Source organism: Streptomyces deccanensis, assembly GCF_022385335.1.
In the GTDB taxonomy this organism is placed as follows: domain Bacteria; phylum Actinomycetota; class Actinomycetes; order Streptomycetales; family Streptomycetaceae; genus Streptomyces; species Streptomyces deccanensis.
Genome location: NZ_CP092431.1, coordinates 3553288 through 3568065, shown reverse-complemented (window position 1 = coordinate 3568065; position 14778 = coordinate 3553288). Strand labels below are relative to the sequence as shown.

Genomic DNA, 14778 nt, shown 5'->3' with positions numbered 1-14778 from the left:
CCGCCTCCGGCCGGATGACATGAGGAAGGGCCGCCGAAGCACCGGCGGCCCTTCCTCTCCCCTCCTGTTGGTACGAGTTACCCGATCACCGGGGAAGCACCACGACGTACGCCGCCGGATCGCGGTCGCACGACGCCATCAGCGCGGTGCGGACCACGGCCGCCTGCTGTTCCAGGGAGTCACGCAGTTTGCGGGGGGTGACGTGGACGACGGTGATGCCGAGCCGCTCCAACATCTCGCGCTTGCGGGCGTACTCGGACCACAGCGCGTCGTCCTCCTGGCGCGGGGCCCGGGTGTCCAGTTCGAGCGCGACGGCCTGCTCCGGCCAGTACGCGTCGAGGCCGCCGAGGTGCGGGCCGCCGGGAAGGCGGAGGTCCACGTTCCAGACCGGGTCGGGGAGGGCGTGTTCGCGGACCATCCGGTACAGGAGGTCCTCCGCGACGGCCCGCCCCTCCGCGAGCAGCGACTCCACCGCGTCGGCCACGTGCGGACGGTTCAGCAGCCGTGCCTCCGTCAACTCGCGGATGACGGCGGCGGGTTCGGTGTGCCCGCCGCGCACCGCCTCCGTCAGCAGCCTGCGCACGGTCGCCGCGTCGGAGATCTCCCCGACCGCGTCCGCCAGGGCGCGCGGTACGGGGGCGACGGGCAGCCCGGTCACATACGTCGGCGTCGGTACCGCCGGCGTGCGGACGATCCGCGCGCACCCCACGGTCCGCAGCCGGCGCAGCCGGGGGACCAGGACGTCGATCGTGTCGAGGGACGGCAGCGGGGGAGCGGAGGCGAAGCCGTGCAGCGTCAGGGCGGCGAGCCCGGTGATCACCGCGTCCGTGTAGCGGGGCGTCGCCGCCGGGCGGGGCTCGTCGGCGTTCGGCTGCGCGGGGACGCCGGTGACGCCGGCGGCCCCGGTGGAGGTCTCGCGGAACGGGGAGCGGGCCGCGTACGAGAGCACCGCGTGCAGGCGCTCCTCCGAGGTCGGCGGGCCCGGGTGCAGCAGGAACACACCCGGCAGGATCTGCTGCCAGGAGCCACCGGGCCGGCACTGCTCGTTCGTCTCGGCGGCGGTGACACCCTGCGCGCGCAGCTGCGCGGCCGTCAGCACCCGGCGCGTGACGTCCGAGAGGCGACGGAGGGGGCGGGGGGAGAGCGGGGTGTTGTGCGTCATGACCGGGAGGTTCCCGCGTCGGGCCCGCCCAGGAACCTCTGTTACACGCCCGTCGACAAATCCGGACAAGACCGCACTAAAGTACGTGCGTTCGAGTGCCGATATCCGCTGGTCCGGACGGGGGCCGAAAAAGGTTACGGCTCTGATTACCCGAATTTCGTAACCCTGAACCGGGTCAGGCGCCCAGTGGCTCGGGGGCGCGTGCGCGCAGGCGGACCGTCGCGCACCCGGCCCCGCCCAGCGGCGGTCGCCGGGTGCGCAACATCCAATGCCCCGGCGGCAGTTACCCCACCGCCGCGTCACACTCCTGCCCCCGCAACGCCCGGGCCAGATCGTCACGCGCCTCGATCACCAGCCGCCGCAGCGCCGGCGGCGCCGACTCGTGCGAGGCGAGCCACGCGTCCGTCGCGTCCAGCGTCGCCTGCGAGTCCTGGAGCGACGGGAACAGCCCCCGGACCACATCCATTCCGATCTGGATGGACCGCTCGGCCCACACCCGCTCGATCACGTCGAAGTACTTCACCGCGTACGGCGCCACCAACTCCCGCTGGGACGGCCGCGAGAACCCCGTGATCGTCGCCTCGACCAACGCGTTGGACAGCGTGTCCGACTCCACCACCGACGCCCACGCCTGCGCCTTCACCGCGGCGGACGGCCGCGCCGCCAGGCACCGCACCTGGTGCCGCTTCCCGGAGGCCGTGTCGTCCCGCGCCAGCTCGGCCGCGAGGACCCCCTCGTCGGCGACCCCGTACGTCGCCAACGGCTCCAGGAACGCCCACCGCAGCTCCTGGTCGACCTCCAGCCCGTCGACCTTCTCGGTCCCGGCCAACAGCCCCCGCAGCACCGCCAGTTCGGCCTCGCCCGAGGCCACCGAGGCGAAGAACCGGGCCCACGTCAGCTGGTGCTGACTGCCCGCCTCGGCCGCCCGCAGCTCCCGCAGCGCGCCCTCCGCGAGCAGTCGGCCCCCGGTCTCCCGCCATGCGGGCGCCGCGTAGTGGGTGAGCGCCGAGCCCGCCCAGGCGTGCAGCATCTGGAGCACACCGATGTCGGACTCCCGCCCCGCGAACCGCAGCACGAGGTCGACGAAGTCCCGAGCCGGCAGCAGCGCGTCCCGTGTCAGGTTCCACAGGGCCGACCAGCACAGCGCCCGCGCCAGCGGGTCGGTGATGTCGCCGAGCCCGGCCCGCAGCGTGTCCAGCGACGCCGCGTCGAACCGGATCTTGCAGTAGGTCAGGTCGTCGTCGTTGACCAGCACCAGCGCCGGCGCCTCGGCCCCCGCCAGCTCGGCGACCACCGTACGCGGCCCGTCCACGTCCACCTCGGCCCGCGCGTACCGCTCCAGCGGGCCCGAGCCGTCCTCCCCGTTCGCCCGCCGGTACAGGCCGATCGCCACCCGGTGCGGCCGCAGCTCGGGGTGCGACTCCGCGGCCTCCTGCACCACCGCCAGCTCGTCGATCCGGCCCTCGGGGTCGAGCAGCACCTGCGGGGTGAGGGAGTTGACGCCCGCCGTCTGCAGCCACGCCCGCGACCAGGACGCCATGTCCCGCCCGCTGGTCTCCTCCAGGACCGACAGCAGGTCGCCCAGCTTCGTGTTGCCGTACGCGTTCCGCTTGAAGTAGCGCCGGGCGCCCTCCAGGAACGCCTCGCGCCCCACGTACGCCACCAGCTGCTTCAGCACGGAGGCGCCCTTGGCGTAGGTGATGCCGTCGAAGTTGAGCTTGGCGTCCTCCAGGTCACGGATGTCGGCCGTGATCGGGTGGGTGGAGGGCAGTTGGTCGGCGCGGTACGCCCAGGACTTGCGGTTGTTGGCGAAGGTGACCCAGCCGTTGGTGAAGCGGGTGGCCTCGACCATCGAGAAGGAACCCATGAAGTCCGCGAAGGACTCCTTCAGCCACAGGTCGTCCCACCACACCATGGTCACCAGGTCGCCGAACCACATGTGCGCCATCTCGTGCAGGATCACATTGGCCCGCCGCTCGTACGACGCCCGCGTGACCTTGCCCCGGAAGATGAACTCCTCGCGGAAGGTGACCAGTCCGGGGTTCTCCATCGCGCCGAGGTTGTACTCGGGCACGAACGCCTGGTCGTACTTCCCGAACGGGTACGGGTAGTCGAAGTGGTCGTGGAAGAAGTCCAGGCCCTGCTTGGTGATCAGGAAGACGTCGTCGGAGTCGAAGTAGGGCGCGAGACCCTTGCGGCACATCGCGCCGAGGGGGATCTCCAGCCGCGTACCGTCCTCGAAGGTCCGCTCGTAGGTGTCCGTCACATAGTGGTACGGGCCCGCGACGATCGCCGTGATGTACGTCGAGATCGGCTTGGTCTCCGCGAAGCGCCACACGCCGTCCGTCTGTTCGCCGACCCCGTTGCTCCACACGACCCACCCCTCGGGGGCGCGCACCTCGAAGCGGTACGGGGCCTTGAGGTCCGGCTGCTCGAAGTTCGCGAAGACCCGGCGGGAGTCGGCCGGCTCGTACTGGGTGTAGAGGTAGACCTCGCCGTCCTCGGGGTCGACGAAGCGGTGCATGCCCTCGCCGGTGCGGGAGTAGGCGCACTGGGCGTCGACCACCAGCTCGTTCTCGGCGGCCAGGTCGTCGAGGGTGATCCGGGAGCCGTCGAAGACCTCGCTCGGGTCGAGGTCCTTGCCGTTGAGGGAGACGGCCGTCACCCGTGGCGCGACCAGGTCGGCGAAGCTCGTGGCGCCCGGGTCGGCGCACCGGAAGCGGATCGTCGTCACCGAACGGAAGGTGCGCGGTTCGCCGGCCAGGTCACCGGGGTCCCCGACGGCGGACCGCAGGTCGAGGGAGACCTCGTAACCGTCGACGGACAACAGCGCGGCCCGCTCCTGGGCCTCGTCACGGGTCAGATTCTCACCGGGCACGGGCGGCACTCCCTCGGGGTGGTGTTCAGTATGCGGACATCCCGATCCTGCCATGCGACGCGGGAATGGCCGGGGCGGTCCCCGGTGTTGCCGGGTTGTCGCCCGGTAGACCGAGCCCGCACGACTTCGCCTTATCGATCTCTTCCGAGGAGAACCATGACCGAGCAGACCTCCGGCAAGGCTCCTGTCGACTTCTGGTTCGACCCGCTGTGCCCCTGGGCCTGGATGACCTCGCGGTGGGTGCTGGAGGTGGAGAAGGTCCGGGACATCGAGGTCCGCTGGCACCTGATGAGCCTCGCGGTACTGAACGAGCCCAAGCTCGACGAGCTGCCCGAGGAGTACCGCGAGCTGCTGGAGAAGAAGGCGTGGGGTCCGGTGCGGGTCGTCATAGCCGCCCAGGAGGAGCACGGCGCCGAGGTCCTCGGTGACCTCTACACCGCGCTCGGCACCCGTATCCACAACCAGGGCGAGGGCCCGGAGAAGGAGACGGTCGCCGCGGCCCTGAAGGACGTCGGCCTGCCCGACTCCCTCATGGACCACTGGGACTCCACCCCGTACGAGCCGCAGCTGCGCGCCTCCCACAAGGAGGGCATCGACAAGGTCGGCCAGGACGTCGGCACGCCCGTCATCGCCGTCCCCGGCGCCGACGGCGAGCAGATCGCCTTCTTCGGCCCGGTCGTCACCCCCGCCCCGAAGGGCGAGGAGGCCGCCAAGCTCTGGGACGGCACCCTCCTCGTCGCCTCGGTCCCCGGCTTCTACGAGATCAAGCGCACCCGCACCCAGGGCCCCGACTTCAGCAACCTTCTTTAAAGGGCTCGGTTCGCCTCCGGGGCGCAGAAGCCTGTGTCGAGACGGCGATCGTGCTCAGCCCTCCTTCGTCGGGCCTGCGCGCGTTCGCCGTCTCGACACAGGCGCGCCCCTTCGGCTCACTCGCCGTAGGGCGCCCGGTGGTTGGTCACGGGAAGGGCGACCGGTGGTTGGTCACCGGAGGGCGACCGGTGGTTGGTCACCGGAAGGACTCGGGGAGGGTGAGGCCCTCGCTCTGTTTGCCGTACGGCTGGACGAACAGACAGCGGCCCTTCTCGCCGTGGTTGGCGCAGCGCCACCAGCCGGCGGGGTTCTTGCCCAGGGACTCCAGGTACAGCCGCACCGCCTTGTCCGCCTTGTGGAAGGGCAGGGGCTTGCCGCCGCCGCACGGAGGGCAGTGCTTGTAACTCACGTCCATACGACCTCCCGGTCCGGTGCGCCGGATCGGGAATCCGGCCGGAACCGGGAGCATAGGGCGAAAGCCGGGGAACCGGTCAGACCGGAACGCGTCCCGCCGTGGCGTTTTTCCGGCCCGGACGGCGAGAACCCCCGCGAGTCACGTCCTCGCGGGGGTTCTCCCTTTTTCCGCCTGCCCGGTGAAGGTTGAGAAGACGATCACGAGCAGGGCGTCCGGTCGCCGGCTCAGGGGGCCAGCAGCAGCACATCCGCGCGCGATTTGGCGGCGGCGTAACGGCGGGCCACGTCCTGCCAGTTGACGACGGCCCACATGGCGTCGATGAAGTCGACCTTCTGGTTCTTGTACTGCAGGTAGAAGGCGTGCTCCCAGGCGTCGAAGACCAGGATCGGGGTGGAGCCCTGGCCGACGTTGCCCTGGTGGTCGTAGACCTGCTCGACGACCAGCCGCCCGCTGAGCGGCTCGTAGGCGAGGACACCCCAGCCCGAGCCCTGCGTGGTCGCGGCGGCCTTGGTCAACTGGGCCTTGAAGCCCGCGAAGGAGCCGAAGGACTCGGCGATCGCGTCCGCCAGCTCGCCGACGCCGTCCTTCTCCAGGGGCTCGCCGCCACCGTCACCGGTCATGTTCTGCCAGTAGATCGAGTGCAGGATGTGGCCGGAGAGGTGGAAGGCCAGGTTCTTCTCCAGGCCGTTGATCGCCCCCCAGGTCTCCTTGTCCCGCGCCTCGGCCAGCTGCTCCAGCGTGTCGTTGGCTCCCTTGACGTACGCCGCGTGGTGCTTGTCGTGGTGCAGCTCGATGATCTCGGGGCTGATCACGGGCGCCAGCGCCGCGTAGTCGTACGGCAGTTCGGGAAGCGTGTAGACGGGCATGGGGGTCCCCTCCGACCTCTTATTGCAAAGTACTTGCAAGTGCACGCTAGCAGCAAGAGACTGTGAGGGCGTGCCCGGGCACGCGAAAGGGCCCTCGCGCGAACCGACCGTCCGTCCTCCGCGCGAGGGCCCTGAAGTGTGCGTGCGACGCCGGCGTGCGCCGCGCCGAGGTCAGCGCGTGGCGCGCACCCGCTGCCGGGCGTACCCGGCCACCGCCAGGACCAGCGTCATCCCGCCCGTCCAGTACAACTGCGTCCGCGTCCCCGGCTCCCGGGCCATCAGGACGAAGATCGCGGCCATCCCCGCGAGCGCCACCCACGTCAGCCAGGGGAACGCCCACATCCGCACGACCAGCCGCTCCGGGGCCTCACGCTCGATACGGCGGCGCAGGAGCAACTGCGAGACGGCGATGAGGATCCAGACGACGAGGACGACCGCCCCGATCATGTTGAGGAGCCAGGGGAAGACGTCGTCGGGGCGCCAGTAGCTCAGCAGGACGCAGAGGAAACCGAAGACGCTGGACGCCAGCACCGCGATCCGGGGAACCCCGCCCGAGACCCGGCCGATCACCTTCGGGCCCTGCCCGCGCGCCACCAGCGAGTAGGCGATCCGGGACGAGCCGTAGATGTTGGCGTTCATCGCGCTCAGCAGGGCCACCAGCACGACCACGTTCATCACCTGACCGGCGCCGGGGATGCCCAGGTGGTCCAGGGCGGCGACGTACGGGCCCTTCTCCACGACCTCCTTCGAGTCCCACGGGACGAGGGTCACGATGACCGCCATGGAGCCGATGTAGAAGAGGGCGATGCGCCACATCGCCGTACGGACCGCCATGGCCACGCCCTTCACCGGGTCATCGGACTCGGCCGCCGCGATCGTCACGGTCTCCAGACCGCCGTACGCGAAGATCGACGCCAGCAGTCCGATGACCAGGCCGTCCGCACCGCCGGGCAGCAGACCTCCCTCGCCGGTGAGGTTGGTGAGGCCGGGCGCCTCGGTGCCGGGCAGGACACCGGCGACGGCCAGCACGCCCAGCACCAGGAACAGGGAGATCGCGCCGACCTTCAGCGCGGCGAACCAGAACTCGAACTCGCCGAAGTTCTTCACGGCGGCCAGGTTGGTGCCGAGGAACACCAGCATGAACAGCGCCACCCAGGCCCACTCGGGCGTCCCGGGCAGCCACCCCGTCACGATCTTCGCGGCGCCGATGCCCTCCAGGCCCACGGCCGTGCAGAGCAGCACCCAGAACGACCAGCCGGCCGTGAAGCCCGCCCACGGACCGATGGCGCGCTCGGCGTGCGCGGAGAAGGAGCCCGAGGAGGGGTACGCGGCGGACATCTCACCGAGCATCCGCATCACCAGCATGACGAGGAGCCCGGAGAGCGCGTACGCGAGGACGATCGACGGACCGGCGGCGGCGATGCCCGCCCCGGACCCGACGAAGAGGCCCGCGCCGATCACACCGCCGAGGGCGATCATCGAGAGGTGGCGCTGCTTGAGGCCGTGGGACAGGGACGCGTCGGGCTCTTGTGGAGCCTTGACGGAGGTGCTGGGCATGGGCGCGGTTCGTCCAATGCGTGAGATCGGCAAAAACGCCGACAGTCTGGACAGCCCCTCCACCGCGCGGAGGGGCTGTCCGCTATCCGGACGCGACCGGTACGGAAGGTGACTACGCGGCTACGGGCGTCGCCTCCTCCCGGGTGGCCACGGACGTATAGTGCGAGGCGTCCCCCTCAATCGAGTAGCTCTCCTTGCCCTCGATGCCGACCGGAACGTCACCGGCGACGGTCACCCGGTGCAGCCGGCGCGGCAGACCGTCGTAGTTGTCGATGGCGTAGTGCTGCGTGATGCGGTTGTCGAAGACGACGAGCTGGTTCTCCGACCAGCGGTGCCGCAACACGTTCTCCGGGCGGGTCACGTACGACTGGAGCAGATCGAGGACCTTGCGGGACTCGCCGAGCGACAGCCCCACGATCCGCTGCGCGAACCCGCCGATGAACAGGCCGCGTTCACCGGTCAGCGGGTGCACCCGGACCACCGGGTGGGCCGTGCGGTACGTGATCGACGTGAACCGGGCGCGCTGCTCGGCCTTCTCCGCGTCGATCTCCTCGTCCGGCACCGCGTAGTCGTAGTCGTTGGTGTGCTCGGCCCACAGGCCGTCGGCCAGCCGTCGCAGCGGCTCGGGCAGGTCCCGGTAGGCCGCCGCCGCGTTGGCGATCAGTGTCTCGCCGCCGTACGGCGGGATCGTGATGCTGCGCAGGGTGGTGGCCTGCGGCGGGTTGAGGACGAACGTGACGTCGGTGTGCCAGTGGTTGGCACGGCCCCGCTCGCTGTCCACGGGCAGGACGTTCGCGGCGCCCTCGACGGCGGCCACCGTCGGATGGGCGGTGGTGATGTCGCCGAAGTGCCGGACGAAGGCCTGATGGCTGTCGTCGTCGAGGTGCACGTCGTCGAAGACGAGCGCCTTGTGGACGTTGAGCGCCTCGCGCAGCTCCGCGACCGTCTCCTGGTCGAGGGGCCGGGCGATGTCGACGCCGGAGACTCGGGCGCCGATGTTCCCGGTGACCTTGCGGATGTCGATGGCCATGGTGTGGTTCCTTTCGGGGCCGGGCTCGGGAGGGTTCAGACGAGGGCGGGGGCAGAGGCAGAGGCGGAGGTCGGGGCGGACGAGGACGCGGCCGCGCCCACGTGCTGGTTCGCGGGACGCGGCAGGCCGTAGCGGTCCCGCAGCGTCCGGCGCGGCCCGTATTCGGTGCGCAGCAGACCGCGGGCGCGCAGGATCGGGACGACGTGTTCGACGAAGGCGTCGAGGCCGGAGGGCAGCACCGCGGGCATGATGTTGAAGCCGTCGGCGGCGCCTGTCGTGAACCAGGTCTCGATCGTGTCGGCGACCTGCTCGGGCGTCCCGGCGAACGTGAGGTGCCCGCGCCCGCCGCCCAGCCGCCCGATCAGCTCCCGCACGGTGAGCCGGTCGCGCCGGGCCAGCTCGACGATGAGGGTGTAGCGGCTCTTGGCCCCCTCGATCGCGCTCTCCGGCGGCAGATCGGCGGGCAGCCGGGCATCCAACTCCAGGGATCCGGCGGGCAGTTGCAGCAGCCGCTCCAGATTGCCCACGCCGTGCGTGTACACGATGTGGTCCTCCAGGACCTGCTCGGCGGCCCGTGCCTCGGCCTCCGTCGATCCGAGCACGGGGACGATCCCGGGCAGCACCTTGATGTGCTCGGGGTCCCGGCCGGCCGCGACCGTACGGGCCTTGAGGTCGGCGTAGAACGCCCGCGCGTCCTCGACGGTCTGCTGCGCGGTGAACACGGCCTCCGCGTACCGCGCGGCGAACGCCTTGCCGTCCTCGCTGGACCCCGCCTGCACCAGCAGCGGGTAACCCTGCGGCGAGCGCGGCACGTTGAGCGGGCCCTCGACGCTGAAGTACGTCCCCCGGTGCCGGGGCGGATGGATCTTCCTGTCGTCGCCCCAGACGCCGGTCTCCTTGTCGGCGACGATCGCGTCGTCCTCCCAGCTGTCCCAGAGCTTCAGGGCCACGTCGAGGAACTCGGCGGCCCGCGCGTACCGCTGGGCGTGTGCCGGCTCGGCGTCCAGACCGAAGTTGCGGGCCGCCTCGGCGCCGGCGGTGGTGACGATGTTCCAGCCGGCCCGGCCGCCGCTCAGGATGTCGAGCGAGGCGAACTTGCGGGCCAGGTTGTAGGGGGAGTTGTAGGAGGTGGAGGCGGTGGCGATCAGACCGATGTGCTCGGTGGCCGTCGCCAGCGCGGTCAGCAGGGTGAGCGGCTCCAGGGCGCCCGCCGGACGCTGGCCCACGCTGCCCCACAACTGCGGCCCGTCGGCCAGGAACAGCGAGTCGAACGTACCGCGCTCCGCGATCCGGGCGAGGCGCACGTAGTGGTCCAGCTCGACGTGCGCGTACGGGTCGGACTCGGGCAGCCGCCACGAGGCCTCGTGGTGCCCGGTGTTCATCAGGAAGGCGTTGAGATGGAGCTGTCGGCGCGGCACGTGTCTGTTCTCCCGGGTCACTGGTGGTTCTGCGTAGCCGGTCACTGGGGGTTCTGCGGAGCCGGTCACTGGTGGTCCTCCGTCACACCGAGCGCGGCCAGCAGCCGCTCCCGGTACTCGCCCAGCAGGGGATCCCGGTACGAGCGCGGGTGCGGGCGGTCGATGGTCAGGTCGAGGCCGATGCGGCCCTGTTCGAGCACGAGGACCCGGTCGGCGAGCACGATCGCCTCGTCGACGTCGTGGGTGACGAGCAGCACGGAAGGCCGGTGCCGCTCCCACAACTGCCGCAGCAGGGTGTGCATCCTGATCCGGGTGAGCGCGTCGAGCGCGCCGAACGGCTCGTCGGCCAGCAGCAGTTCGGGTTCACGGACGAGGGAGCGGGCCAGTGCCGCGCGCTGGGCCTCACCGCCGGACAGCTCGTTCGGCCAGGCGCGCTCACGGCCCCCCAGACCCACCTCGGCAAGGGCCGCACGGCCCTTGTCGGCGGCGTCCCTGCCCTCCGCGCCGAGCAGCACGTTGTCGAGGACGCGGCGCCAGGGCAGCAGCCGGGAGTCCTGGAAGACGACCGACACCCTGGTCGGCGCGGTCAGCCGACCGCTGCCCGCCACCTCGTGATCGAGCCCGGCGACCGCCCGCAGCAGGGTGCTCTTGCCGGAGCCGCTGTGCCCGAGCAGGGCGACGAACTGCCCGGCGGGGATGTCGAGGTCGACACCGTCGAGGACCTTGCGTCCGTCGAACGACCGCGTCAGCTCGCGCAGTTGTACGGCGGGACGGTCGACCGTGGCCGTGGCCGTGGCCGTGGCCGTGGCTGTGGCTGTCAGCTGCTCAGTGTGCGTCGCCATGACAGCACCCTCCGTTCGATGAGACGGACCGCGCTGTCGGAGACCAGACCGAAGATCCCGTAGACGGCCAGGCCGACGAGGATGACGTCGCTCTGGCCGTAGTTGGTGGCCTGGAACATCATGTAGCCGAGTCCGTTGGTGGCGTTGATCTGCTCCAGCACGACCAGGCCCAGCCAGGAGCCGGTCACCCCGAGCCGCAGGCCCACGAAGAAGCCGGGCAGCGCGCCGGGGACGACGATCTGCCGGACGAACTGGTACCGCGACAGCCCCTGAACCTCGGCGAGTTCGACGAAACGGCTGTCGATCCCGGCCAGCGCGGCATGGGTGTTGAGGTAGATCGGGATGTAGACGACGATGGCGATGATCGCGATCTTGAAGGTCTCGCCGATGCCCAGCCAGAGGATGAACAGCGGGATCAGACCCAGCGTCGGGATCGCCCGGTTGAGCTGCACGGTCCCGTCGATCAGCGCCTCGCCCGTCCGGCTCAGCCCGGAGGCCAGGGCGAGTACGATCCCGGCGGTCAGCCCGATCGCGAACCCGGACCCGGCCCGCTGCAACGAGGTCACGATGTCCGTCGGCAGCGTCCCGTCGGTCCACAGCCGGACCCCGGTCTCCAACACCGTCCAGGGCGCCGGGATCGCCGCCGGGTCGAGCTGACCGGCGGCGGAGGCGACGGCCCAGAGGACGAGGAACAGCACCGGCCCGACCAGCCGGGACGCGGGCAGCCGCTTACCGGGGGAGAGCCGACGACGCCTGCGCACCTGGACGGTCTCGTCCTCCACGACCGCCACGGTCGCGGCGCCCACGGCGGTCGTGTCGGGCGCCGGCGTCGTGTCGGTCACCGCGCCGGCCGCCGTCGTCTCGGCGGCGGTCGCGTCCGCGGCCGCGCCCGTGGTCACGGCGCTCACTTCCGGTACTCCGCGGTCACGGCCTTCGCGGCGATCCCCTCGAACCGCCGGTCGAAGAGCGTGCCGACGTCGAACTTCTTCACGAAGCCGCCCTCCGCCAGCAGATCGGCGGTCTCCTGCTCCCACTTGATGGCCTCGTCCCAACTCGGCGGGAACAGCGGCTTGTTGGCGAGCTCACTGATCGACTCGGCCTGGGCGGACGTCAGGTTCTGGGTCTTCACGTAGAACTCCTCGTTCCAGATGTCGGGGTTCTCGTACTGCCAGACCGCGCCCTTCGCCCAGTACGGGATGTACGCGGCGACGGCGGCGGCCTTCGCGGAGTCGCCCAGCACGGAGGCCGGCGCCCACAGCAGGTTGAGCAGGTCCACCACGTCGGTGGGGATCGTGCGGGCGCCCTTGGACTCGTACTGCTGGAGATAGGCGGGCGCCTGCTGGTTGGCGAGCGGCGCGACGTCCACCTGGCCCGACTGGAGGGCAGTCAGGAACTGGTTGCTGGTCAGCGGGACCAACTCGGCGTCGTCGTAGGCGAGCCCCGCCTCCTTCAGCGCCCGCAGGAGGACGACGCCCTGCGCCTGCCCCTGGGAGAAGGCGAGCTTCTTGCCCCGGAAATCCTTCACCGTGGTGATGTCGCTGCCGGGTTTGGTGGCGAAGAGATAGTTCGGCTTCCGGGTGATGTTGATCGCGACGATCTTCGCGTCGTATCCCTGGTAATACGCCTGGATCGGCGGGATTCCCGCATTGTTGGCGACGTCCAGCGAGCCCGAACGGAAAGCGTTGATGACATCGGGACCGGCGCCGATGTTCGCCCAACTGCTCACCTTGAACGGAAGATCGTCGAGTTTCGCGAGCTTGAGCTGCAACTCCTGTTGATTCTGGAACGAGGAGATCTTCAGGCTCGTACCCGGCGGGACCTTGGTGGGCAGCGGCGCGTCGGCCGCCGTGGCGGCGGTCGCCGCGCTGCTGTCGGCGCAGCCGCTGAGCCCGGCCGCCGCGGCCGTGACGCCGAGCAGAGAGGTGAGGAAGAGTCGCCGGTCGAAACCGGGCGCGGCGGAAGAAGGCATGGGAGAACCCCCAGAGGTGAACGGTGGGACGGCGCACGGAATCGCGCACGGGGAAACCGCGGAAAAGGGCGGGACAGCAGGGAGCCGCGGAAGTGAATTTCACGCAGGAAGAAGTGCCGCGTAGGCCGGAGTGCGCGGGGCACTCCGGGACGTCAACGTGTCAGCAACACAGGGTGCGACAACTCGTGAGCAGCATGAATACGATGTTCCCGGTCTTCGGCAAGGCCTGTCAACATTCGGAGTTTCTGAATTAACCGACCCCGGCCGAGGCGTGCTCCAGACGCTCCACGGACCCCAGCGGATCCCGGAACAGCACGTCCAGGGCCACCGCCCCGCCCGCCGTCGCCAGCACGGAGTCGGGGAAGCTCGTCGGCCCCACGGCCGCCGCCCGGCCCGCCCCGACCGCCTCGTGCAACGCGGCGAGACAGTCCGCCCGGGCCATCACCCCGATCTCGGTGACGACCACGGTCTCCGGGTTCAGCACGTCGAGCAGCAGCTCCGCCGCCCGCCCCACCATCCGGGCCCGCTCCACCAGCAGCCGTACGGCCGTGGCGTCGCCGGCCTCGGCGGCGGCCAGCACCCGCGTCGGGTTCGCCCCGTCGATGACCCCGGCCTCCCGGGCACGCCGGCACAGCGTCCGCTCGCTCAACTCGACCTGGAGGCAGCCGACCCGCCCGCAGTCGCACGGCTCGGTGCCGCCGGGCAACGGCAGATGGGCGACCGACCCGGCCTGCGAGCGCGGCCCGTGGTGCACCTCGTCGTTGGTCGCGAACGCCGCGTCGACCATGTTGCCGACGAACAGATGCAGCACACTCCGGCTGCCCCGCGCCCGCCCGAACAACTGCTCGGCTCCCACCAACGCCCGTGCGTGCCCGTCCACATGGACCGGCAGCCCGGTCAGGGCGCCGAGCACCTCCCGCACCGGCACCTCGCGCCAGCCCAGCAGCGGATGTTCGACGACGGTCCCGCTCTCCCGGTCCACCCAGCCGCCGGCCGCGAAGCCGACGGCCAGGGCCCGGCAGCCCGGCGTCGCGTCCAGCAGGACCCGGAGTTCGTCGGCGGCCCGCGCCAGGACCGGGCCCGGTTCGGTGGACGTGTGCTTCAACCGCCGCTCCACGAGCACCCGTCCGCGCAGATCGAGCAGGGCGACCGTCGTGTACGGGACGGCCACGTGCACCCCGCCCACCACGAACCGCGAGTCGTCCAGGTCGAGGGGAACGTGCGGACGCCCCGCCCCCTTGGAGCGCCGGGGCGGTTCGGCCTCCCGGAGGAGACCGAGGCCGGCGAACCGGGCGCAGTAGTCGGTCACCGAGGCCGGCGACAGCCCCGTCACCCGGGCGATGATGCTGCGCGCCACCGGTCCGTGCTCCAGCACGGACCGCAGGACCACGCTGGCACTGGTCCGCCGCCGGTCACTGTCGGCGGCACGCGGTACCGGAGACCCGGCGGCGACGGACGGGGACGCCGGCGGGGGAGCGGCCCGAAGGGCGCCCGGCGAAGCGGGAGTTGGGGGATGGGGGGCGTGAAGGGTGGGTGCTGTCGCGGCACGCGGCATGGCGATCATCCTCGGGAACGGGTCCGACACTGCGCCTCACGGAAGGCGAGGCGTGCCGGAGCCGCCTCACCCGGGTCGGCGACAGGTGGCAGCGCCCACGCGTCGCAGGTCGACGTAGCGACGCGACGAGAAGTACCGGGCCTGGGCAACCATGCGTCCGAAGCTAGCAAAACGGCCCACCGCTGCCCAGACGGCGACCGACGGGCGAGACGGCACCCGTCCACGCCTCCGCCCCGATTGGTGAAACCCTACAGAGGGGAGACGACGCCCCGTCAG

The 14778-nt window shown here is 71.0% G+C and carries 12 protein-coding genes; 1 reads left to right on the top strand and 11 read right to left on the bottom strand.

Annotated features, from left to right (window positions below):
• Nucleotides 1–85: 85 nt before the first annotated feature.
• Together L3078_RS15905 and pepN are read right to left on the bottom strand one after the other, a co-directional pair.
• Nucleotides 86–1162: a hypothetical protein gene (locus L3078_RS15905; RefSeq protein WP_239754312.1), complete on the bottom strand. Its 1077-nt coding sequence runs from the start codon at nt 1160–1162 to the stop codon at nt 86–88.
• Nucleotides 1163–1445: 283 nt separating this feature from the next.
• Nucleotides 1446–4040: an aminopeptidase N gene (gene pepN / locus L3078_RS15900; protein WP_239754310.1), complete on the bottom strand. Its 2595-nt coding sequence runs from the start codon at nt 4038–4040 to the stop codon at nt 1446–1448.
• Nucleotides 4041–4196: 156 nt separating this feature from the next.
• Between pepN and L3078_RS15895 the strand changes: the two genes are divergently transcribed.
• On the top strand, nt 4197–4850 hold the full coding sequence (locus tag L3078_RS15895; protein ID WP_239754309.1) for a mycothiol-dependent nitroreductase Rv2466c family protein: 654 nt from the start codon (nt 4197–4199) through the stop codon (nt 4848–4850).
• A 196-nt stretch (nt 4851–5046) separates the two neighbouring features.
• On the opposite strand, the gene L3078_RS15890 is transcribed toward L3078_RS15895, so the two are convergent.
• From L3078_RS15890 to L3078_RS15850, 9 genes are all read right to left on the bottom strand, one after another.
• The gene (locus L3078_RS15890) at nt 5047–5265 is read right to left on the bottom strand and encodes an SH3 domain-containing protein (RefSeq protein ID WP_239754308.1); all 219 of its coding nucleotides are present in this window, start codon (nt 5263–5265) and stop codon (nt 5047–5049) included.
• A 224-nt stretch (nt 5266–5489) separates the two neighbouring features.
• Nucleotides 5490–6131, bottom strand: a complete 642-nt coding sequence (locus L3078_RS15885) for a superoxide dismutase (RefSeq protein WP_239754307.1) — start codon at nt 6129–6131, stop codon at nt 5490–5492.
• Between the two features lie 171 nt (nt 6132–6302).
• Nucleotides 6303–7688 carry an amino acid permease gene (locus L3078_RS15880; RefSeq protein WP_239754306.1) on the bottom strand — a complete coding sequence of 462 codons (1386 nt, stop codon included), beginning with the start codon at nt 7686–7688 and terminating at the stop codon, nt 6303–6305.
• Nucleotides 7689–7800: 112 nt separating this feature from the next.
• The gene (locus tag L3078_RS15875) at nt 7801–8718 is read right to left on the bottom strand and encodes a TauD/TfdA dioxygenase family protein (RefSeq protein WP_239754305.1); all 918 of its coding nucleotides are present in this window, start codon (nt 8716–8718) and stop codon (nt 7801–7803) included.
• Between the two features lie 35 nt (nt 8719–8753).
• On the bottom strand, nt 8754–10136 hold the full coding sequence (locus L3078_RS15870) for an LLM class flavin-dependent oxidoreductase (protein WP_239754304.1): 1383 nt from the start codon (nt 10134–10136) through the stop codon (nt 8754–8756).
• Nucleotides 10137–10201: 65 nt separating this feature from the next.
• Complete coding sequence (locus L3078_RS15865; protein WP_239754303.1) at nt 10202–10978, bottom strand: ABC transporter ATP-binding protein; 777 nt, start codon at nt 10976–10978, stop codon at nt 10202–10204.
• Nucleotides 10954–11886 carry an ABC transporter permease gene (locus L3078_RS15860; protein WP_420864065.1) on the bottom strand — a complete coding sequence of 311 codons (933 nt, stop codon included), beginning with the start codon at nt 11884–11886 and terminating at the stop codon, nt 10954–10956. The genes L3078_RS15865 and L3078_RS15860 overlap by 25 nt, the downstream gene beginning before the upstream one ends.
• Complete coding sequence (locus tag L3078_RS15855; RefSeq protein ID WP_239754302.1) at nt 11883–12947, bottom strand: ABC transporter substrate-binding protein; 1065 nt, start codon at nt 12945–12947, stop codon at nt 11883–11885. Before L3078_RS15855 ends, L3078_RS15860 begins: the two co-directional genes overlap by 4 nt.
• 250 nt (nt 12948–13197) lie before the next feature.
• Nucleotides 13198–14502: an ROK family protein gene (locus L3078_RS15850; protein ID WP_239754300.1), complete on the bottom strand. Its 1305-nt coding sequence runs from the start codon at nt 14500–14502 to the stop codon at nt 13198–13200.
• Nucleotides 14503–14778: the final 276 nt, after the last annotated feature.